17 protein-coding genes, 1 tRNA gene and 1 pseudogene are annotated in these 19,672 nt (G+C 48.2%); 7 read left to right on the forward strand and 12 right to left on the reverse strand.

Translation table 11 applies throughout. From position 1 onward, the window contains the following. Nucleotides 1–87: 87 nt before the first annotated feature. Nucleotides 88–1,392, forward strand: coding sequence for an adenosylmethionine--8-amino-7-oxononanoate transaminase (gene bioA, locus AYY16_RS08310; RefSeq protein ID WP_067364429.1), 1,305 nt, complete (start codon nt 88–90; stop codon nt 1,390–1,392). 182 nt (nt 1,393–1,574) lie between these two features. On the opposite strand, the gene pgl is transcribed toward bioA, so the two are convergent. Beyond that, complete coding sequence (gene pgl, locus AYY16_RS08315) at nt 1,575–2,564, reverse strand: 6-phosphogluconolactonase (protein ID WP_067364432.1); 990 nt, start codon at nt 2,562–2,564, stop codon at nt 1,575–1,577. A 234-nt stretch (nt 2,565–2,798) separates the two neighbouring features. Here pgl and AYY16_RS08320 point away from each other — a divergent pair, with 234 nt between their 5' ends. Then, nucleotides 2,799–3,620, forward strand: a complete 822-nt coding sequence (locus tag AYY16_RS08320; RefSeq protein WP_067364440.1) for a pyridoxal phosphatase — start codon at nt 2,799–2,801, stop codon at nt 3,618–3,620. Between the two features lie 151 nt (nt 3,621–3,771). Here the strand turns inward: AYY16_RS08320 and AYY16_RS08325 are convergent, their stop codons facing one another. The 6 genes from AYY16_RS08325 to AYY16_RS08345 all read right to left on the reverse strand — a co-directional run bounded on the left by AYY16_RS08325 (nt 3,772) and on the right by AYY16_RS08345 (nt 7,948). After that, complete coding sequence (locus tag AYY16_RS08325) at nt 3,772–4,032, reverse strand: hypothetical protein (protein WP_067364443.1); 261 nt, start codon at nt 4,030–4,032, stop codon at nt 3,772–3,774. Between the two features lie 312 nt (nt 4,033–4,344). Then, nucleotides 4,345–5,412, reverse strand: coding sequence for a molybdenum ABC transporter ATP-binding protein ModC (gene modC / locus AYY16_RS08330; RefSeq protein WP_067364446.1), 1,068 nt, complete (start codon nt 5,410–5,412; stop codon nt 4,345–4,347). Further along, the gene (modB, locus tag AYY16_RS08335; RefSeq protein ID WP_067364449.1) at nt 5,406–6,101 is read right to left on the reverse strand and encodes a molybdate ABC transporter permease subunit; all 696 of its coding nucleotides are present in this window, start codon (nt 6,099–6,101) and stop codon (nt 5,406–5,408) included. The genes modC and modB overlap by 7 nt, the downstream gene beginning before the upstream one ends. Nucleotides 6,102–6,123: 22 nt before the next feature. After that, nucleotides 6,124–6,894 (reverse strand): molybdate ABC transporter substrate-binding protein, encoded by a 771-nt coding sequence (gene modA, locus AYY16_RS08340; protein ID WP_067364987.1) that lies wholly within the window; start codon nt 6,892–6,894, stop codon nt 6,124–6,126. 195 nt (nt 6,895–7,089) lie between these two features. Next, nucleotides 7,090–7,230: an AcrZ family multidrug efflux pump-associated protein gene (locus AYY16_RS19685; protein WP_082970642.1), complete on the reverse strand. Its 141-nt coding sequence runs from the start codon at nt 7,228–7,230 to the stop codon at nt 7,090–7,092. A gap of 133 nt (nt 7,231–7,363) precedes the next feature. Then, a complete protein-coding gene (locus AYY16_RS08345; RefSeq protein ID WP_067364452.1) occupies nt 7,364–7,948 on the reverse strand; it encodes a hypothetical protein in 585 nt (194 codons plus the stop codon). A gap of 394 nt (nt 7,949–8,342) precedes the next feature. On the opposite strand from AYY16_RS08345, the gene modE reads away from it, so the two are divergent. After that, a complete protein-coding gene (gene modE / locus AYY16_RS08350) occupies nt 8,343–9,128 on the forward strand; it encodes a molybdenum-dependent transcriptional regulator (protein ID WP_067364455.1) in 786 nt (261 codons plus the stop codon). 56 nt (nt 9,129–9,184) lie between these two features. Here modE and AYY16_RS08355 read toward each other — a convergent pair. Next, nucleotides 9,185–11,138: pseudogene (locus tag AYY16_RS08355) on the reverse strand (bifunctional 2',3'-cyclic-nucleotide 2'-phosphodiesterase/3'-nucleotidase). A 366-nt stretch (nt 11,139–11,504) separates the two neighbouring features. Between AYY16_RS08355 and modF the strand changes: the two are divergent. The 3 genes from modF to gpmA all read left to right on the forward strand — a co-directional run bounded on the left by modF (nt 11,505) and on the right by gpmA (nt 15,078). Beyond that, nucleotides 11,505–12,956, forward strand: coding sequence for a molybdate ABC transporter ATP-binding protein ModF (gene modF / locus AYY16_RS08360; RefSeq protein ID WP_067364458.1), 1,452 nt, complete (start codon nt 11,505–11,507; stop codon nt 12,954–12,956). 189 nt (nt 12,957–13,145) lie between these two features. Then, nucleotides 13,146–13,964 (forward strand): CPBP family intramembrane glutamic endopeptidase, encoded by an 819-nt coding sequence (locus AYY16_RS08365; RefSeq protein ID WP_067364461.1) that lies wholly within the window; start codon nt 13,146–13,148, stop codon nt 13,962–13,964. 361 nt (nt 13,965–14,325) lie between these two features. Beyond that, nucleotides 14,326–15,078, forward strand: a complete 753-nt coding sequence (gpmA, locus tag AYY16_RS08370) for a 2,3-diphosphoglycerate-dependent phosphoglycerate mutase (protein WP_067364464.1) — start codon at nt 14,326–14,328, stop codon at nt 15,076–15,078. A 71-nt stretch (nt 15,079–15,149) separates the two neighbouring features. On the opposite strand, the gene aroG is transcribed toward gpmA, so the two are convergent. The 3 genes from aroG to pnuC form a co-directional block, all read right to left on the reverse strand. Continuing rightward, complete coding sequence (gene aroG, locus AYY16_RS08375) at nt 15,150–16,202, reverse strand: 3-deoxy-7-phosphoheptulonate synthase AroG (RefSeq protein ID WP_067364467.1); 1,053 nt, start codon at nt 16,200–16,202, stop codon at nt 15,150–15,152. A 197-nt stretch (nt 16,203–16,399) separates the two neighbouring features. Next, a complete protein-coding gene (locus tag AYY16_RS08380) occupies nt 16,400–17,329 on the reverse strand; it encodes a DUF808 domain-containing protein (RefSeq protein WP_067364470.1) in 930 nt (309 codons plus the stop codon). Nucleotides 17,330–17,475: 146 nt separating this feature from the next. Further along, nucleotides 17,476–18,198, reverse strand: coding sequence for a nicotinamide riboside transporter PnuC (gene pnuC / locus AYY16_RS08385; RefSeq protein ID WP_067364473.1), 723 nt, complete (start codon nt 18,196–18,198; stop codon nt 17,476–17,478). A 349-nt stretch (nt 18,199–18,547) separates the two neighbouring features. Between pnuC and AYY16_RS08390 the strand changes: the two genes are divergently transcribed. Further along, nucleotides 18,548–19,414 (forward strand): aminoglycoside 6-adenylyltransferase, encoded by an 867-nt coding sequence (locus AYY16_RS08390; RefSeq protein ID WP_067364476.1) that lies wholly within the window; start codon nt 18,548–18,550, stop codon nt 19,412–19,414. A 67-nt stretch (nt 19,415–19,481) separates the two neighbouring features. Here AYY16_RS08390 and AYY16_RS08395 read toward each other — a convergent pair. Continuing rightward, nucleotides 19,482–19,559 (reverse strand) — tRNA-Lys (locus tag AYY16_RS08395). Nucleotides 19,560–19,672: the final 113 nt, after the last annotated feature.

Consider the following 19,672-nt stretch of genomic DNA (forward strand, 5'->3'; position numbering starts at 1 on the left):
AACGGCAACTCCCAATAAAAAAAGTGTTGCCAGTTTAAATATCATCATTATCATGTCAACTATATTTGAATTGATTTGGTTTACATAATGACATTGACTCCTCATTTTCCGGAGAGCGGCTGGTCAGATGATGATGCTGATTTTGACCGGAAACATATCTGGCACCCTTATACATCAATGAGTAATCCGCTACCGGTCTATCCGGTTGCATCCGCACAAGGTGCAATACTGACACTTGAAGACGGGCGCGAACTGGTTGACGGTATGTCCTCCTGGTGGGCGGCAATCCACGGCTATAATCATCCGGTACTTAATGAGGCGGTCACGACGCAGCTCTCACAGATGTCACATGTGATGTTCGGCGGGATCACTCATTCGCCCGCCGTTGCGTTGTGCCGCCGCCTGGTGGCAATCACACCTGCGCCGCTGGAGTGTGTGTTTTTAGCCGACTCCGGCTCTGTCGCCGTGGAAGTGGCGCTGAAAATGGCACTGCAATACTGGCAGGCACGCGGCGAAAAACGTCACCGCTTTGTGACTCCGCGCCACGGCTATCACGGCGACACGTTCGGCGCGATGTCAGTGTGCGACCCGGAAAATTCAATGCATGACCTCTGGCAGGGCTATCTGCCAAATCACCTGTTTGCTGATGCACCGCAGTGCGGATTTTACGATGAGTGGGACAGTAAAGACCTTACCTCCATGGAAACACTGCTGGCAGCACATCACAGGGATGTGGCGGCAGTTATTCTGGAGCCGGTTGTCCAGGGCGCGGGCGGCATGCGTTTTTACCATCCGCAATACCTGAAAGGCGTGAGAAGCCTGTGTGATCGCTACAATATCCTGCTGATTGCCGACGAGATAGCCACCGGTTTTGGTCGCACAGGGAAATTATTCGCCTGTGAACAGGCCGGAATATCACCGGACATTATGTGTCTTGGTAAAGCGATTACCGGGGGTTATATGACTCTCTCCGCCACACTCACCACCCGCCATATCGCAGACACCATCAGTCAGGGTGATGCGGGCTGCTTTATGCACGGTCCGACTTTTATGGGCAACCCGCTCGCCTGCGCCACAGCGGTCGCCTGTATTGACCTGCTGCTGTCGGGGAATTGGGCTGAACGCGTTGCAGAGATTGAATTGCAACTGAAAGCCGCACTGATGCCACTAAAAACTCGCAGCGGTGTTCGTGATGTGCGGGTTCTGGGAGCAATCGGCGTTGTTGAAACGCAAAAGCCGGTCAATATGGGGGAATTACAGCGCAAATTTGTCGATGCCGGGGTGTGGATACGTCCGTTCGGGCGTCTGATCTATCTTATGCCGCCGTATATCATCACTGATGAACAACTGCAAAAACTCACTCAGGCGATTGATTTGGTGACCAGCGAATAAAAACCGGAGAATACATTGACACCGGGGGCGCTGACAACGGGCAAAAACGAAAAGTCGCTGTAAATACATCCGTGTAAGCTCAGCTGCGCCATCCATGGCGCAGATGCTTTTCGTTTCGCCTGCCCGTTATCGCGTGTTACCTGACCCGCAGGTTATCCGTCTTATCTGCGGACGAAATATGATTACTTCAGTGCGAGCACAGTGACCCACATCGGTCCCTGTCCCGCCGGGTAGCGCGCCTGCAAATGTAATTTTCCGGTGATTGCATCAATCCGTGAAACTGACACATGATGAGAAAGCTGACCAGTTGAAATCAGGAACTTCCCGCTCTTATCCACCGCAAAACCGCGCGGCTGTGTTTCAGTCGGATAAACACCCGCCAGTTGCAGATGCCCGCCATCATCAGAGACGCGATAGTGATTAATCACACTCGTGGTGCGCTCGCAGGTATACAGATGACGCCCGTCCGGAGTTATGTGGATATCAGCCGCCCAGCGGCGTCCCTGATATTCATCTGTCATCAGATCAACAGACTGAATTTCACGCACTTTTATCCATTCACGATAGACATTCACAGTGGCATTCAATTCATTAAGGCAATACGCCACATGTTTTTCCGGATGAAACGCCATATGGCGCGGACCCGCACCGGCGGCGACCGTCAGCATATCCGCACGGCGCTCCGTTAACCGACCATCATCCTCAATCGTGTAAGTGCGGATATGATCCTCACCCAGACACGGAACAAACAGTGTGCGCCCATCCTGTGCAATATTGGCAGAATGCGGGTTTTTCAGCCCTTCAATTATCTGCACCGGATGAGCCGGGATACCGTCTGCACCGACAGGCAGCACCGCCAGAGTCCCCTGATGGTAAGAAGCCGCATACAGCATGCGCCCGGCATTATCTGTTGTAATATAAGCGGCCGTGCCGGGAAGCGGGGTCAGCCCGGTTTGTGTCAGCTGACCATCTGCTGCAATCGTGTAAGTCACCACCGCATTCGCCGGTTTGACCGCCGCATAAAGGTAACGACCATCAGGGCTGGTTATCAGCGGCTGTACCTGATCGGGGGTTACTACCGTCTGCAACAGTGATAAATCACCGTTTTCATTCATCTGCCAGACATAAATATGATGACTCTCAGTACTGGCAACATAAACCACCTGCTTCATTTGCGCTCCTTAATTCTCATGACTTACTTATTTAGTTTTTAACAACCTGATTTTTAACAAAAAACATAAGCCTATCTGTATAATAATACCGCACTTAGCGTTTATCACGAAACAATTAACATGCTATATTACGGTTATCTCCGCCCGGAATCACTTGCAATACCGTCAGGGGGCTGTCAGGTCGCCTGCGCTGTCATGATCCGGTTCTGACAATCACACAAGGGGCACCCTGCTATGTCTTATCGCGTCATCGCTTTTGATCTCGATGGTACACTTCTCAATCCGGATAAACACATTTTACAGGAATCCCTGGATGCCATCCGTGAAGCCCGCCGTGCCGGTGTGCAGGTTCTGATCGTCACCGGTCGTCACCATGTGGCTATCCATCCGTTTTACCAGACATTGCAGCTCGATACCCCGGCAATCTGTTGTAACGGCACCTATCTTTATGATTATCATGCCCGCCGGGTGTTAGCCTCTGACCCGATGAGTGTCAGTGAGTCCCGCCTGTTGCTGGAACGCCTGGCAGAAACAGATATTGAGCATCTGATGTATGTGTCTGATGCCATGTTATACCACACTGACAGCAGTACCATTGAGCGCACACTGAACTGGTCTGCAACACTGCCGGAACATCAGCGCCCTGTCATGCGTAAAGTGGATAACTTTATGGATGAGCTGACCCGTACTGACACCATCTGGAAATTCGCCACCTGCTCTGATGATCTGAACAAACTGCGCGATTTCGCTGATAGCACAGAAGCCGAATTAGGGCTGTCCTGTGAATGGTCGTGGATAAATCAGGTGGATATCGCCCGGCGCGGTAACAGTAAAGGCCGCCGTTTGCAGGAGTGGGTGGAATCACAGGGGCTGTCCATGAGCGATGTGATGGCATTTGGTGATAACCACAATGATATCAGTATGCTGGAAAGTGCAGGATTAGGTGTGGCGATGGGAAATGCCGGTGATGATGTAAAAGCACATGCAGATCTTGTGACCCTGGATAATACCCGCCCGGGCATTGCGCAGGTTATCCGTCAGCATATTCTGAGCTGATACTGTTTGCTCCCGGGAATGGTCTGTTTCCGGGGACGGCTTGTTTCCGGGAATGATTTGTTTCCCGGAAGAGTTTATTATCTCAGACAGCAAAACGCCTTCTGACTGAAGGCGTTATTATTTTATGTTCATTCAATAACTGACAATTCCGTTATTTATATTTATCAAACTTCCAGTTTGCCGGTTTCTTCGCAGCCGGGTCCTGATTCGGGAATTTAGTATCCTCAAGGATCAACAGAAGTTTTGCGCCGTCATAGGTATAGCCACCTTCGGAATATTCATACGGGAAATTCTGCATTGAAACCACGTTATAGCCCATATTCAGCAGTTCAGGTATTTTCATCCCGCCCTGTGACCCGTCTGTTGTGCCGAGACACCAGACTTTTAAGCTTTCGATTTCAACATCTTTCACTTTTTTTCAGATAGGTGTAACACATGACCTGATTCGCTGCCAGCGCCTGACCGCCGGTAAAAATACCCAGTAATAAAACAAGAAGCGCTTTTTTCATTTAATCCCTCTGATTCAGTGATAATTCCATTTTATGAGAATATAGTTAGCTTATTTTATCCGGTAATATATATCGCTGACAGAAAATGAATTCAATAAGAATAGGATGAATGAATACTTTATTAATTAAATATACGTAATGATATTAATGAACATAAAAATACGGAAAACTATTCCGCTATTTTATTTTTTCTGAATTAATTACCGGTAAACGGATTATAACCGGCGGCTCAGAGAGACGCTTTTTATCTGCGCAAAAACCCATTGACCGGGTTTGAGTTGTAAATCATCTTTTGCCCAGCCGGTGATCCGCGCCCAGATAAAGTGATTACCCACCGCCAGGCGCACATCTGTCTGCCCGTTATCGTCTTCATACATTTCTGTGATTTTTGCACGCAATATATTGCGGATACTGCTGCTTTTAGGTTTTTCCAGCGCAACAGAGACATCATCTGCGCTGATTCGCACACGCACCGCAGTATCCTGCCCGCCGTCAATATGCGGCACCCACAGAACCTGATCGCTGATAGCGGTTGCTGTCATTGCATAGCGATCATGATGCTTGAGGATCGTCACATTAATCACACTGGAAAGGCTCTCTTCCCGCAGCCACGGACGAAGCGCAGGACCTGCCCATACCTCTTCCAGCGGACCTTGTGCAAGAATACGGCCTTTATCCAGGATAACCACGTCTTCCGCCAGGCGCAGAATTTCATCCAGACTGTGGCTGACATACAGGATAGGAATACGGATATCCTGCGCCAACTTCTCCAGAAAAGGCAGAAGTTCACGCTTGCGGGGCAGATCAAGAGATGCAAGCGGTTCATCCATCAGCAGGATATCCGGGGCGGTCAGTAATGCGCGCCCTATCGCCACCCGCTGTTTTTCCCCGCCGGACAGCGTCATCGGCAGGCGGTTTAATAAATGTCCGATGCCAAGCAGCGCAACAATACTATCAAACTGATCCGCCATTTCCGGTGCCATACCGTAGCGCAGATTGCCCTTTATCCGGTAATGCGGAAACAGTCGGGCATCCTGAAAAACATAGCCGATTTTGCGTTTTTCCGGCGGCAGACAAATGCGTTTTTCAATATCCACCAGTGTGTGACCGTTCAGCTCAATCCGCCCCTTTTGCGGGCGGGTCAGCCCGCCTATCACATTGATAAACGAGGTTTTTCCGGCGCCGGAAAGCCCGAAAATGGCGGTTATCCGGTCACTTGCCAGTTGCGTATTGATAACCATGGATAAATCGCCGAGCTGCTGCTCAAAATCCAGAATTAACATGCTGCCATCCCCAGACGCTTACGTCCCCACCGGGTCAGCCATTCGGATGCCATCAGAGACGCCATTGCCAGGATAATCGCGATAATACACAGTCTTGCCGCATCCATTTCCGCCCCCGGTGTTTCAAGCAGAGAATACATCGCCAGCGGAATAGTGCGGGTTTCTCCCGGAATATTGGATACAAAGGTAATGGTTGCGCCAAACTCGCCGAGCGAGCGGGCAAATGCCAGCACCGTTCCGACAATAATCCCCGGAAGCGACAGCGGTATAGTAATGGTAAAAAAGACACGTAACGGAGACGCTCCGAGTGTCCGTGCCGCCTGTTCGAGGCGCATATCCACCGCCTCCAGCGCGAGACGGATAGCCCGGACCATCAGCGGAAAAGCAACCACGGCAGATGCCAGCGCAGCACCGCGCCAACTGAAGGTAAAACTGAAACCAAACCAGTTATAGAGCCATTCGCCGATAAATCCTTTGCGCCCCATGCTGATTAACAACAGATAACCCACTACCACCGGCGGCAACACCAGTGGTAAGTGGATAAGACTGTCTAACAGCGACTTGCCGGGAAAACGACAGCGCACCAGCACCCATGCCATCAAAATACCGAGCGGCAAACTCACCGCCACAGCAACCGTTGACACTTTCAGGCTGAGGATAACCGCCTGCCATTCATACTCATTCAACATCGCTGTTTGTTAGTCCTTACTTTTACAGAGGGCTGAAACCGTAACGTTTGAAAATTTCTTTTGCTTCAGGTGTTTGCAGATAATCATAGAAACCTTTCGCATCTGCATTTTTACTCTCTTTAAGAATCGCTACCGGATATTCAACAGGCTTATGGGTATCAGCCGGGAAAATTGCGACCACTTTTACTTTATCACTGGCAACAGCATCAGAGCCGTAAACAATACCCAGCGGTGCTTCACCGCGCTCAACGAGTGCCATGCCGCTGCGCACATTATTAGTACGCGCCAGCAGTGGATCAACCACTTTCCAGGCACCTAAATTTTCCAGGGCTTCCTGTGCATAAATGCCGACCGGTACATGATCCGGATCGCCGACCGCTAAACGTCCGCCGTCCAGTAATTTAACCCAGTCTGTCTGTTTATTAATATCGATTTTATCAATTTTACTGTCTTTCGCAGCAATCAGCACCAGTTCGTTACCCAGCAGTGTTTTGCGGGTGTCATTTACGATGAGATTTTTTTCCTGAGCATAATCCATCCACTTTTGATCCGCAGAAATAAAGATATCTGCCGGTGCGCCGTTTTCAATCTGACGCGCCAGAGTCGATGAAGAGGCATAAGAGGCAACAACCTCACCTTTTTTCTCCTGCTTATATTTTGCCGAGATTTCATCAACAGCATTGGTCAGTGATGCCGCTGCAAAAACAACCACTTTTTCTGCCGCCCACGCCTGACTCATTATTGCCGCAGAGATAACAACACCGGCAAGTAACTTACTGAACTGTTTTTTCATTTTTTCCACCAGGATAAATTAGGATTAACCCGTTGTATATAACAAGATACAACGAAAAATGAAAGCGTGTTTATCGCACTATCGTCAGTTAAGCCGGAAACTTTACGGAAAATGGGGAGTTACGCAAAAAATGAAAGGAATGACAGACTAAAAACGGACTACCCGCGAACGCAGGTAATCCTGAATACGGTATAATCAGTGCTGCTTTCCGTGGCGATCGCCTTTTGAAATCAGGTTGAAAACTTCACCTAATCCCCAAATTAAAGCGCCCAGCCCTACCATGACCACTGGCACCATTAACAGTGCGAAACCTAAACTTTTAATCAATTCAAACATAGTGATAAATCTCTTTGCATCGGGCGAAAAGGATATTCAACAGCATACTAAAATATGACGAGTATATAATAGCGTCATAATCATTATCATTCTATACAAAACATCCCGGCGGCGGCATAGCGATTCGTGCGGTCTATGACTGTGTAAAATACACAACCGCTATAATAACTGCCGCCACAAGCAGCATACCAATTACTTTTCCGGCACCACTTTTGGGTTTTGCCACAATGTCACTGATATTACCGGCAGGCTGCGCAATAGTTTTCACTGTATTGACAGGTGCCGCAGCCGGTTCATCCTCTTCCTGATACAACGCCTGCATATAAAGGAAAAGCATCTTAACAAAACGGCTATCCAGGGATAATGATTGCCCGTCCCCGCCGATCACGCAGAGCGTATAATCGATTTTTCCGGATAATCCCAACAAAAAAGCGCCCGGCAGCCAGGTGTAATCCCGCTCTCCGGATGCCATCTCTTTTTCAATGTCCGCCGGGGCATCATCACTGCCGTCATCGCGCATATAGGCAAATAAACGCGGCTCTTTGTCATCATCTCCCTGAGAAAATGCCAGCCCGACCTGTCCGCCTGACTCCGAACCCTGAGATTCAACCCAGAATGTCTGCTCTGCCAGCGCCCGCGCAAACGCTTCTGTGCTGTCACCATCGCCTTCCGGGGAATCTTTTACCGCCTGGTGGAGACTGAATAAGATATTCTGCATAGAGATACCGCCCTGAATAATAGATAATAGCCATACCCTTATTCATTCAAATTGCAGGTTCGTTGGCTGCATCCTGAATGACGTTGGGTATATACCATATCTGCTTTCATCCGAACTATAAATTGTTATCTTAAATTAGCTACTACAATAACGACCATAATCGTTAATGAAAAAAATAAGCGATTTGCTAGAATAGCTATATATTAATACCGCACCGGACGAACATTCTGTCCGGATTTCCTGCCTGAATAATATATATCCAACGTCATTCAGGATGCAGGCAGGCGGCAAGGGAAAACAGACGGGGAGCATACATCAGTATGTGACCCGGCTGGTAACGTTGCGCCAACGAACCTGCAATTTGAATGAATAAGGGTATACAAGGTAATTTACATTGGATATTTTACTAACACTTAAATTACAGGGTAATTTATTCGCCGATCCACGGCGGATTTCATTACTCAAACAGGTCAGAGCTACCGGCTCCATCAGTCAGGGAGCAAAACTCGCCGGTATCAGCTATAAAAGTGCGTGGGATGCCATCAATGAAATGAATCAGTTATCTGAGGAAACCATTGTTGACCGCGCAACAGGCGGGAAAGGCGGCGGCGGCGCAACACTTACGCGCTATGGTGAGCGCTTACTTCAGTTATACGATCTGCTGGCACAGATCCAGCAAAAAGCCTTTGATGTGCTGAAAGAGGATAATCTCCCTCTCGACAGCCTGCTGGCGGCTATCTCCCGTTTTTCATTACAGACCAGCGCACGCAACCAGTTTTTCGGCACTATTATTTCGCGCAATCACTCTCACGTTCAGCAACATGTCAATGTTCTGCTGGCGGATAAAAAAACGGAGCTGGCAGTTGCACTGACAGAACAGAGTGCCAACCGGCTGGGGCTTTCCGTGGGTAAGGAAGTACTTACACTTATTAAAGCACCGTGGGTAAAAATAAGTAAGTCCGGCGATATCAGTGCGGAGTTTGATAACCAGCTCACCGGCAAAATAGACTCCATTGCCCACGGGGCAGATAACAGTGAAATAATGGTTACACTGACCGGCGGCGCACAACTGTGCTCAACGCTGGATAACCCGCAAGTCAGCCTTCAGCAACTCAATGTCGGTGATGACGTAACCGCCCTGTTTAATGCCGATCAGGTCATTATCGCAACACTTTGCTGATTTTTAAGATAGAAAAGCCGCCTCAGTTAATGGGCGGCTTTTTTGTCAGTGATGACTTACTTCGCTTTTAAATCAACCTGATAAACAGCAAAACCTACATCATCTGTGCCGGTGCGGGTCATCGGATAATGGGCATTCTCTTTAATAAATTGCGTGGCTTTATCCCCCGGCGAGGTTTCAAAACGAATATTTAATGTCTTGTCCGTTTTGATCGGTACAAATGTCCAGTTTTGCTCTGCCTGTGCCGATACCGCGCCTTTTTCTTTGGTTTCAGCTGCAATATACGCCGCCAGCACGCTGCGGTTTTCATCCGGAGAAGCAAACGCAATATGATCATCGCCTGTTCCCGCGAACTTGCCGCTGTATGCGCGGTAATTATTGGTTGCTACCAGGAAAATTGCTTTCGGATCAATCGGTTTACCCTGATATGTCACGTTTTTAATGCGATTTGCCTGCGGGTTGACTGACTGACAATCGACATCATATTTAGCCGGCTGTGTCAGGTCTATCTGGTAATTGATCCCGGAAAGAGTATCGAAATTATAGGTGCGGAAACCATCCCAGTTAACCAGACTCTGAGGCGCGTCTGACTGCGGATCAATCTGGTTGAACATGCCTGCGGAGCACTCCAGCCACTCGGTTACTTCAGCACCCGTAGCTTTCACCACCACCAGCGTGTTGGGATAAAGATAAAGATCTGCCGCATTACGGAAGGTCATATCCCCTTTTTCTACCTCAACAAAGTCAGCAGGCGCATTCTTACGTCCACCCACTTTAAATGGTGCAGCGGCAGAAAGTACCGGTAAATCAGCCAGATCAGGATCACCCTGAATAAAGCGGCGTGTATAGTCAGTCTGTGCATTATTCACAATCTGCACTGTCGGGTCACTCTGTAACAGCGCAAGATAGCTGTACATATTATCCGGTGATTTACCGATTAATTTGCCGACAAATTCACGCGTCGCGTTATGTTGTTCATCAATAACCGATGCCAGTTTGTCATCACGCGCGACCAGCGGTTTTTTTATTTATTTTATCAAAGATTGGGCGCGCTTGTGATTTAGCCTGTGTGACTTTCCAACTGCCGTCATCATTATTCAGCACCATATCAACAACACCCAGATGATCGCCCCACTGACCGGGCATCACCGCCGGAATACCATTGACAGTGCCGTCTGTTATATTCACACCTTTAATATCCGCAAATTCTTTTCCGGGAAATACGCCGTGAGAATGACCAAACATAATGGCATTAATTCCCGGGACTTCGCTGAGATAATAAACCGAGTTTTCTGCCATTGCTTTATAGGGCTCCTGCGAGAAACCCGAGTGTGGAATAGCAACGATAATATCTGCACCTTCCGCTTTCATTTGCGGGACTAATTTTTTAGCCGTTTCGGTAATATCATTAACCTGTACTTTCCCTTCCAGGTTGGCTTTATCCCAGATAAGAATTTGCGGCGGTACAAACCCGATATAACCTATTTTCAGTGTATGCTCTTTTCCGTCTCTGTCTTTTACCGGGGTATCAACAATAATATAAGGCGTAAATACATTTTTACCGGTTTTTGCATCAATCACATTGGCATTAACATACGGAAAATCTGCGCCGCTAATGGCTTTTTTCAGGTAATCCAGCCCGAAATTAAATTCATGATTACCAAAGTTACCGACCGTATATCCCATGGTATTCATTAATTTATGAGCGGGATGCGCTTCACCCTTATTCAGCCCTTTATTTACCATGTAATCTGCCAGCGGGCTGCCCTGAATTAAATCCCCGTTATCCACTAATACCGAGTTAATAACTTCATTTTTTGCCGCTTTAATCAACCCGGCGGTACGCACTAATCCAAACTGTTCTGTCGGTTTATCTTTAAAATAATCAAAATCAATTAAATTACTGTGAATATCAGAGGTTTCCATCACCCGTAAATCTACTGTCGCGGCATTGACCGTACCGCTGACAAGCAGCGCTAATACCGAATATTTCAATGTATTCCTGACCATAACATCCTCTTTCGGTTAACTGAGATAGCTTTTATCTGTGTCCGCCCGTTATTTTATTTTCAGAACACAGTTTCTTTTCCTGACTAAAAAGTATAACAAAAACAAAATACTGAATGATGACGATTCTGTGAAGCAGATCTGCTTTTCATGATACGGAATGCAACACCCGCGCCATCCCTTGACATCCCTCACGGTTCCGCTTATTTCTGGATGATAATTAATCTATACCCAACGTCATTCAGGATGCAGGCAGGCGGCAAGGGAGGCAGACGGGGAGCATACATCAGTATGTGACCCGGTTGGATGAGCGCTGCCAACGAACCTGCAGTTTGAATGAATAAGGGTATAATAATAAGGCTGCCTGCTATGACACATCTGCACATCACCCGGGGGATCTTCCGGACAGGTCCTGATTCTTCACTTTCCGTTCCGTCATTACGTCTGGAGAGGGGTCAGCACCATGCTTTTATCGGTGCTAACGGCAGCGGTAAATCCACTTTTGCGCGGGCGCTGACACAAGAGCTTGCACTGCTTTCCGGGGAAATGACATCAGCATTTATCCGCCCTGTCCGTGTGGCATTTGATACATTACAGACACTTGTTGATGATGAATGGAGCCGCAACAATACTGATTTTATTGATAATAATGAGACTGATAACGGGCGCACAACCGCAGATATTATTCAGCTGACATACAGAGATGATGCGTGCTGTCTGGCGCTGGCATCACAGTTTGGTATTGCGGGGAGCCTCACGCGGCGCTTTAAATATCTCTCCACCGGCGAAACCCGCAAAGTTCTGCTGTGTCAGGCGCTGATGTCTGAGCCGGATCTGTTGGTGCTTGATGAGCCTTATGACGGGCTGGATACCGCTTCCAGACTGATGCTCAGTGAAATGCTTACCACACTTGCACAAACCGGACTGACCATCATTCTTATTCTTAACCGGTTCAGCGATATTCCGGACTTCATTACCCGCGCGGGGTTACTGGCGAATAGTAAATTATCGGAACCACAGGCACTGTCTGATGTTTTACAATCCCAGCTGAGTCACAGTGAACAAAATGAACATCTCACATTGCCGGAGCAGGATAATCCGGCTTCTGAACGGCTCTCATCTGATCTTGCGCGGGTTATTCTTAATCACGGCACCGTCAGTTATAACGATAAGCCTATTCTTCGCGATTTAACCTGGCAGGTTCTGCCCGCAGAGCACTGGCAGATTACCGGCGAAAACGGCGCGGGGAAATCCACCCTGCTCAGTCTTATCACCGGCGATCACCCGCAGGGATACAGCAATGACCTGACACTTTTTGGCCGCCGCCGGGGCAGTGGTGAAACCGTGTGGGATATCAAACAACATATCGGTTATGTCAGTAATAGTGTTCATCTGGGCTACCGCGTCAGTATTAATGTGCGCAATACGATTATTTCCGGCTTCTTCGATTCTGTCGGCCTGTATCAGAAACCCTCTGACCGGCAGATAAAACTGGCGGATGACTGGCTCGTGCTGCTGGGGTTGACGTCTGTGAGCGAAAGCCCGTTTCACAGCCTGTCGTGGGGACAACAGCGGCTTGTGCTGATAGCACGCGCGCTGGTAAAACATCCGGCGCTGTTAATCCTCGATGAGCCGTTACAGGGGCTGGATGCGCTTAACCGTCTGCTGGTTTTGCGCTTTATCGATATCATGATAAGCCGTGGTGATACTCAACTATTGTTTGTCAGTCATCACAGCGAAGATACTCCCGCCTGCATTAACCGGCGACTGGCGTTTATTCCTGAAAATAATCACTACCGTTATGAAATCAGTAAGTTGTAAGTCATCCATCAAACGGATGTTTTATTTTTTACCTTAAAAAAACATCCGTTATTTTCTGTTTTTAATCAATTAATTATTAAGAATAATCTTAGTTTATAACTATTCTGCCACTATTTTTGCTGGTATCCGTCCGCTGACTCTTTTACCCTGACGGCTCTTTTTTACTTTTCTGATATCCGACGGATGTTCATGACCTGGTTTTTACTCATCTTATCTCTGCTTTTATTACAATTTCACCGGACACTGTCACTGGCAGCCCTGCTTGCCACCACGGTCAGTGCCTTGTTCAGCGGTGTAATGGACTGGCGCGCATTAATAGCGCTCTGGGGTATTATTGCTATCGCAATAGCCTATCCGCGCACACATCAGCGCCCGTGGCTGCGCCGTGGACTTGCATTGCTGGTTGCCGCTACCGCTGCCGGTCTTGCGTTTCACCTGTTTCCGGGATTTCATAACCTGCATTATCTGCAACCCACACAGGCAGGACCACACAGTGCGCCGTTTTCTTTCTGGCTCAATGCCGATAAAGCCCTGGTTCCGTTTGTTCTTCTGATTATCATCCCGCAACTGTTTGTGACCATACCACAGCAACGGGTAACACGATTGCACTGGCTCCTGCTGATACTGTCTGTTCCGGCACTTCTGCTGCTGGCTACAGCTTTAGGCGGATTAGGGTTTGAGCTGCATTTTCCTGACTGGCTGCCGGTCTTTATCGTGGCGAATCTCTTTTTGGTTTCACTGGCTGAAGAAGCGCTGTTCCGTGGTGCGCTTCAACAGGTGCTCTCCCGCCGGTTGCCGCCATATGCCGCGCTGTTTATTGCTGCCGCTGTTTTCGGGCTGGTACATATTGCAGGGGGCCCGCTGCTGGTCGTGTTTGCCGCACTCGCCGGGGTGATTTACGGGCTGGCCTGGATGTGGAGCGGAAGGTTGTGGGTCGCTACACTGTTTCATTTCAGTTTAAACCTGTGCCATTTGCTGTTTTTTACCTATCCTTTCAGGATTGGCTGAAAAAACCGTTTTCCTCCGGCTATTATACTTTGCGTAAACATTTATAGCGGAATCGATTCAGTTATAGTGTACAGTATACTCTAAATAATTCGGGATTCCTGTAGGCGACAAGCGAAGATAGACGGGGAGCATACATCAGTATGTGACCCGGCTAGCTGAGCGCAGTCAACAACCAGGCATCCTGAAGTATGACGGGTATATCGGGAAAACAGGACGGAACGGATGCCTTTACCCCGCTGTCCCCCAAAATTACTGTGCAGAAAGTTTGCCGAAAGGCGGTACAGACCAATATAATGGGCAGCGTGTCAGATCCGCTTCAATTCTGAAACCCTCTATTTGAAACACGACAGGAGTTTACGCTATGGCAGTAACTAAACTGGTGCTTGTACGTCACGGTGAAAGTGAGTGGAACAAAGAGAACCGCTTTACCGGCTGGACGGATGTTGAGTTATCTGAAAAAGGCCGTGCAGAAGCACAGGAAGCCGGTCAGTTACTCAAAAAAGAAGGCTTCTCTTTTGATTTCGCCTATACCTCTGTACTGAAACGCGCAATCCACACCCTGTGGAGTATTCTGGACCAGGTTAATCAGCAATGGCTGCCGGTTGAGAAAAGCTGGAAACTGAATGAACGCCATTACGGCGCATTGCAGGGTCTGGATAAAGCGGAAACTGCCGCCAAATATGGTGATGAGCAGGTGAAATTATGGCGTCGTGGTTTTGCCATCACCCCGCCGGCACTGGAAAAAACTGACGAACGCTTCCCCGGTCATGACCCGCGCTATGCAGCACTGCCTGAAAGCGAACTGCCTGCAACAGAAAGCCTTGCCATCACCATCGACCGCGTTATCCCTTACTGGACTGATATTATCAAACCACGCGTTGCGTCAGGTGAGAAAGTCATTGTTGCCGCACACGGTAACTCCCTGCGTGCGCTGGTAAAATATCTGGATAACATGAGTGAAGATGAAATTCTGGAACTCAATATCCCGACTGCTGTACCGCTGGTGTATGAGTTTGATGAAAACATGAAACCTATCCGCCGCTACTACCTGGGTGACCAGGATGCGATTGCTGCCAAAGCTGCCGCAGTGGCTAATCAGGGTAAAGCGAAGTAAGTTTTCCTTTCTCTGAAACATAAAAAAACCCTGACAGTTGAAGCGTCAGGGTTTTTTGTATACCGAATATATTATTTGCGGCGGACTTTTACTGCATCCGCAAGCTGTTTAAGCAGGATTTCAGTGTCTTCCCAGCCGATGCAGGCATCAGTCACACTCTTGCCGTACACCAGAGGTGCATCGCCTTCGAGATTCTGGTTACCTTCCGTCAGATGGCTTTCCACCATCACGCCCATAATTGCTTTTTCACCACCGGCAATCTGCAGCGCCACATCTGTACTGACATTCATCTGGCGCTGATACTGCTTGCTGCTGTTTGCATGGCTGAAATCAATCATAATGCGCGGAGCCAGACCGGCCTGAGCTAATCCGTCTTTTACAACACTGACATCTTCCGCGCTGTAGTTCGGTTTTTTACCGCCGCGCAGGATAATGTGACAGTCGCCGTTACCCGTGGTATTCACAATGGCAGAGTGACCCCATTTGGTGACGGAAAGAAAACAGTGTGGTGAACCGGCTGCATTGATAGCGTCAATCGCCACTTTAATAGTGCCATCCGTGCCGTTTTTAAATCCGACCGGACAAGAGAGCCCGGACGCCAGTTCACGGTGAACCTGTGATTCTGTGGTACGGGCACCGATTGCACCCCAGCTCATCAGATCTGCCAGGTATTGCGGGGTGATCATATCCAGGAACTCACCCGCTGCAGGCAGCCCTTTGTCATTGATATCAAGCAGCAGTTTGCGCGCAATGCGCAGACCGTCATTGATAGCAAAGGAGTGATCAAGATGCGGATCGTTAATCAGCCCTTTCCAGCCGACCGTGGTGCGCGGTTTTTCAAAATAGACGCGCATAACAATTTCCAGCTCACCTTTTAGTGAATTACGCAGCGCCAGCAGGCGATCGGCATATTCAGCAGCGGCTTTCGGGTCGTGAATGGAGCACGGTCCGATAACAACCAACAGGCGGTCATCCCGCCCTTCCAGTATTTCATGAATGGCGTGACGGGTCTGGCGAACGGTTGCAGCGGCAGTCATCGTCGCGGGAAACGACTCCAGTAACGCCACTGGTGGTAATAATTCCCGAATTTCTTTTATTTTTACATCATCGTTCTGATAGTTCATAACCCGTATCTTCCGCTGTCCTGTGTGTTTATTGTGGTAATTTTAATCTAACCGCTCGTCAACAAGCTGTAAACAATTAGCTGCACAGGAAACGAAATTAATTTTTCGCCCCGAAAATATTCGGATTAACAGGACAAACCGTTGTCGATCAGAAGGAAAACAGCGGCTTTATCAGCCGCTGTAAGTGAAAGGGTTCTTTATGACACTAACCTGGTTCTGATCCGCTGAATCATCGTAATCAGCAAAACAATAATCATGCCGGCGATAAGACCAAATACTAAATTAACTACCGGCGGGGTCATAAAGTGGATAAATCCGCCGAATGCCGGGATATCAGCCCCCGTCAGGGCAAGCTTTTCGATCCAATTATAAATAACCGGAATGCCGTGGGTTAAAATGCCCCCGCCGACCATAAACATCGCCGCCGTTCCCACCACAGAGAGTGTTTTCATCAGATAAGGCGTGGCGCTTATCAGAAAATCACCTGTTTTCTTCAGAACTGCCATGCTTTTTTTCTGTAAATAAAATCCCAGGTCATCCAGTTTAACAATACCCGCCACCAGACCATAAACCCCGACAGTCATAATGACCGCGATCACCGAGAGCACCACAACCTGATTAATAAAGGCGGATGTCGCGACTATCCCTAATGTGATCGCAATAATTTCTGCCGATAACACAAAATCCGTGCGGATAGCACCTTTAATTTTGCGTTTTTCAAAGTCAGCTAATTCTTCCGGCGTCTGTAGTGCCTGCGTTTCCGGGGTATCGTGATGCTCATCCGCAGAAGTGTGCAAAAATTTATGCGCCAGTTTTTCAGCACCTTCAAAACATAAAAAAGCACCGCCGACCATCAGCAACGGGGTTACCGCCCACGGGGCAAAGGCATTAATCAACAGCGCCAGCGGTACCAGGATCAGTTTATTGAGAAAAGACCCCTTGGCAACCGCCCAGACCACCGGTATTTCGCGCTCTGCACGCACGCCGGTAACCTGCTGGGCATTCAGAGCCAGATCATCACCCAGTACGCCGGATGTCTTTTTGGCGGCCATTTTGGTCATGACAGAAACATCATCTAAAACGGCTGCAATATCATCAAGTAACGCGAGTAAGCTTCCACCTGCCACAAGAGTTTCCTTTTATACTCTTATTCATTCAAACCACAGGTGCGTTGGCTGCGTGAAGCCAGCCTGCATCCTGAATAACGTTAGGTATATAACTAATTAAATGGGTATCTGATAATAAACAGATACCCGTTATTATAATGATGATTTTATCCACCTGAAAATAAATTCAGCGTTTTTTTCGCCGCTTTTATCCACATTCTTGAGCCATTCAGCGCCACACCCAGTAAAATGATGTATTCCAGTGACAAAGCGTATACGCCCTGCAGGTAATAAATCACGACACTGATAATGTTAATCACCACCCACAACAACCAGTTTTCCACCAGTTTACGGGTCATCAGGATCATTGCCGCCACGGAGAGTACTGTCATTGCCGCATCCCAGAACGGGAAAGCATCCGGCGGCAGTACCGGCATGGCGAGTTCCGCTCCCGCCATATTCAGTATACTCACCATACCCTGTGCCAGCCGGGTAAAGACCGGGTCAATAAAGCGCGCCAGTACCAAGATAGCGACCAGGCACACTAACGCCGTCACACCGGTTTTCAGCGGCGACATCCAGCGGATTTTCAGCTCCGCTTCGGCGTTGTCATTACGCCTGCTCCAGGCATACCAGCCATAGACGTTGGCAGCAAAAAAGAAGATTTGTAACAGTAAGTTGGCGTAGAGCTGGATCTGAAAGAAAATCACCGCAAATAATGTGACATTAATCAGACCAAACAGATAGTTGATTGTTTTTTCCAGACTTGCCAGCCAGATACACAACAGCCCGGCAACGGCACCAACCGCTTCAATCCACGATAATTCATACGCTCCGTCTTTACCGAGCGGGATCACCATGAGAATATTATTGATATCAAAAAATTCCATTCCGCCACCTTTTTAGGTTTTACCCTGTGATTTACGGATTTTAAGCTCTTGCAGGTTTATACCCTTATTCATTCAAACCGCAGGTTCGTTGACTGCGGGCAGCCAGCCGGGTCACATAGTTTATCTATGCTCCCCGTCTATCTTCCCTTGTCGCCTGCCTGCAACTTGAATGACGTTGGGTATAGTTTAGTGTGTGTTTTTCAGTCACTTCAGTGATGAATATCTCATGATAACAAGTTTTGTTTAATATAATAAACATAGTAACGTTTTTTTTAACCTTATTACTCCCACTGCGTATAATTATGACGTACTATCAGCCGGGATATTAATCATATAAATGAGATGCGTAATGGAATCAATTGAGCAAATTATTAACAGTATTATCTCTTTTGCCCTTTTGGATCCCCGTATTGATGCGGTTATTGTGACCGGTTCAATGGCCGGAACCAATCAGGCAGACCGCTTTTCTGATATTAATACCGAATTGGTCGGCAGTAACTATCAGGAATTAATACAGGATGAACGTTGGTTGTACCGGTTCGGAAATCCGCTGATCATACAAAAAACACAGGATACAGCCTGGCCCGCCTGTCAGGTGCTGTATGAAAAAGGCCGCAAAGTTGATTTTGTCCTCGCCGGACGTGAACGAATCACACAGATGGTATCTCACGGACTGGACCCGGTTTATCAACGGGGTTATGCCGTTTTGCTGGATAAAACCGGGATCACCGCTAAATTACCGGGCTACGCCGATCCTGCAACTGTCATTACCGCGCCCGATAAAGATACTTTTATCGCGAACTGGCAAAATTTCTGGCTGGAAGCGCCTCAGGTACCTGTTTACTATCTGCGTAATGACTTATGGAGTGCCCGTCTGCGGAATGTGGCGATGAAACAAAAGCTGGTGATGCTGCTGGAGTGGCATGTGCTGCTCAGACAGAGCGAAACACCACATGTCTGGTACAAAGGGGAGCATCTCAGCCGCTGGCTGCCACCGGGGCTTTACGGGCGTTTTATGGCGACTCTTGATAATCAGGATCGGATGCATGCCGCACGGGCGTATATGGCGATGCTGGCGCTCTATCGTGATATCGCATTGCAGGTGATTGAAGCACACCGGTTTGAAATTGATATCACATTAGCGGATAAGGTTATTGCGCTGGTTGCTGACAGGCTGAATGCAGATGATTTATTAGCGCCGGTCACTGAAAAATAGCGGGAAAGTAAGGATAACCTCCGGTGTCATACCGGGGGAGGAAAATCAGTGAGGAATAACAATTCGATGGTGGGGCGTACAAGATTCGAACTTGTGACCAATTGATTAAAAGTCAACTGCTCTAAACCGACTGAGCTAACGCCCCATCGAGGGGATCTTTCTAAACTATACTACTAAACTAAACTGGACCTGCTGATACCAGACTGTGCTGAAATGGTGGGGCGTACAAGATTCGAACTTGTGACCAATTGATTAAAA

Origin of the sequence: Morganella psychrotolerans (genome assembly GCF_001676155.1) — a bacterium.
GTDB classification, from domain to species: domain Bacteria; phylum Pseudomonadota; class Gammaproteobacteria; order Enterobacterales; family Enterobacteriaceae; genus Morganella; species Morganella psychrotolerans.

What these genes read in the sequence shown, in the direction of transcription:
- bioA (WP_067364429.1), top strand. Translation starts at nt 88, where the DNA reads ATGACATTGACTCCTCATTTTCCGGAGAGCGGCTGGTCAGATGATGAT.
- pgl (WP_067364432.1), bottom strand. Translation starts at nt 2,564, where the DNA reads ATGAAGCAGGTGGTTTATGTTGCCAGTACTGAGAGTCATCATATTTAT.
- AYY16_RS08320 (WP_067364440.1), top strand. Translation starts at nt 2,799, where the DNA reads ATGTCTTATCGCGTCATCGCTTTTGATCTCGATGGTACACTTCTCAAT.
- modC (WP_067364446.1), bottom strand. Translation starts at nt 5,412, where the DNA reads ATGTTAATTCTGGATTTTGAGCAGCAGCTCGGCGATTTATCCATGGTT.
- modB (WP_067364449.1), bottom strand. Translation starts at nt 6,101, where the DNA reads ATGTTGAATGAGTATGAATGGCAGGCGGTTATCCTCAGCCTGAAAGTG.
- modA (WP_067364987.1), bottom strand. Translation starts at nt 6,894, where the DNA reads ATGAAAAAACAGTTCAGTAAGTTACTTGCCGGTGTTGTTATCTCTGCG.
- AYY16_RS19685 (WP_082970642.1), bottom strand. Translation starts at nt 7,230, where the DNA reads ATGTTTGAATTGATTAAAAGTTTAGGTTTCGCACTGTTAATGGTGCCA.
- AYY16_RS08345 (WP_067364452.1), bottom strand. Translation starts at nt 7,948, where the DNA reads ATGCAGAATATCTTATTCAGTCTCCACCAGGCGGTAAAAGATTCCCCG.
- modF (WP_067364458.1), top strand. Translation starts at nt 11,505, where the DNA reads ATGACACATCTGCACATCACCCGGGGGATCTTCCGGACAGGTCCTGAT.
- AYY16_RS08365 (WP_067364461.1), top strand. Translation starts at nt 13,146, where the DNA reads ATGACCTGGTTTTTACTCATCTTATCTCTGCTTTTATTACAATTTCAC.
- gpmA (WP_067364464.1), top strand. Translation starts at nt 14,326, where the DNA reads ATGGCAGTAACTAAACTGGTGCTTGTACGTCACGGTGAAAGTGAGTGG.
- aroG (WP_067364467.1), bottom strand. Translation starts at nt 16,202, where the DNA reads ATGAACTATCAGAACGATGATGTAAAAATAAAAGAAATTCGGGAATTA.
- pnuC (WP_067364473.1), bottom strand. Translation starts at nt 18,198, where the DNA reads ATGGAATTTTTTGATATCAATAATATTCTCATGGTGATCCCGCTCGGT.
- AYY16_RS08390 (WP_067364476.1), top strand. Translation starts at nt 18,548, where the DNA reads ATGGAATCAATTGAGCAAATTATTAACAGTATTATCTCTTTTGCCCTT.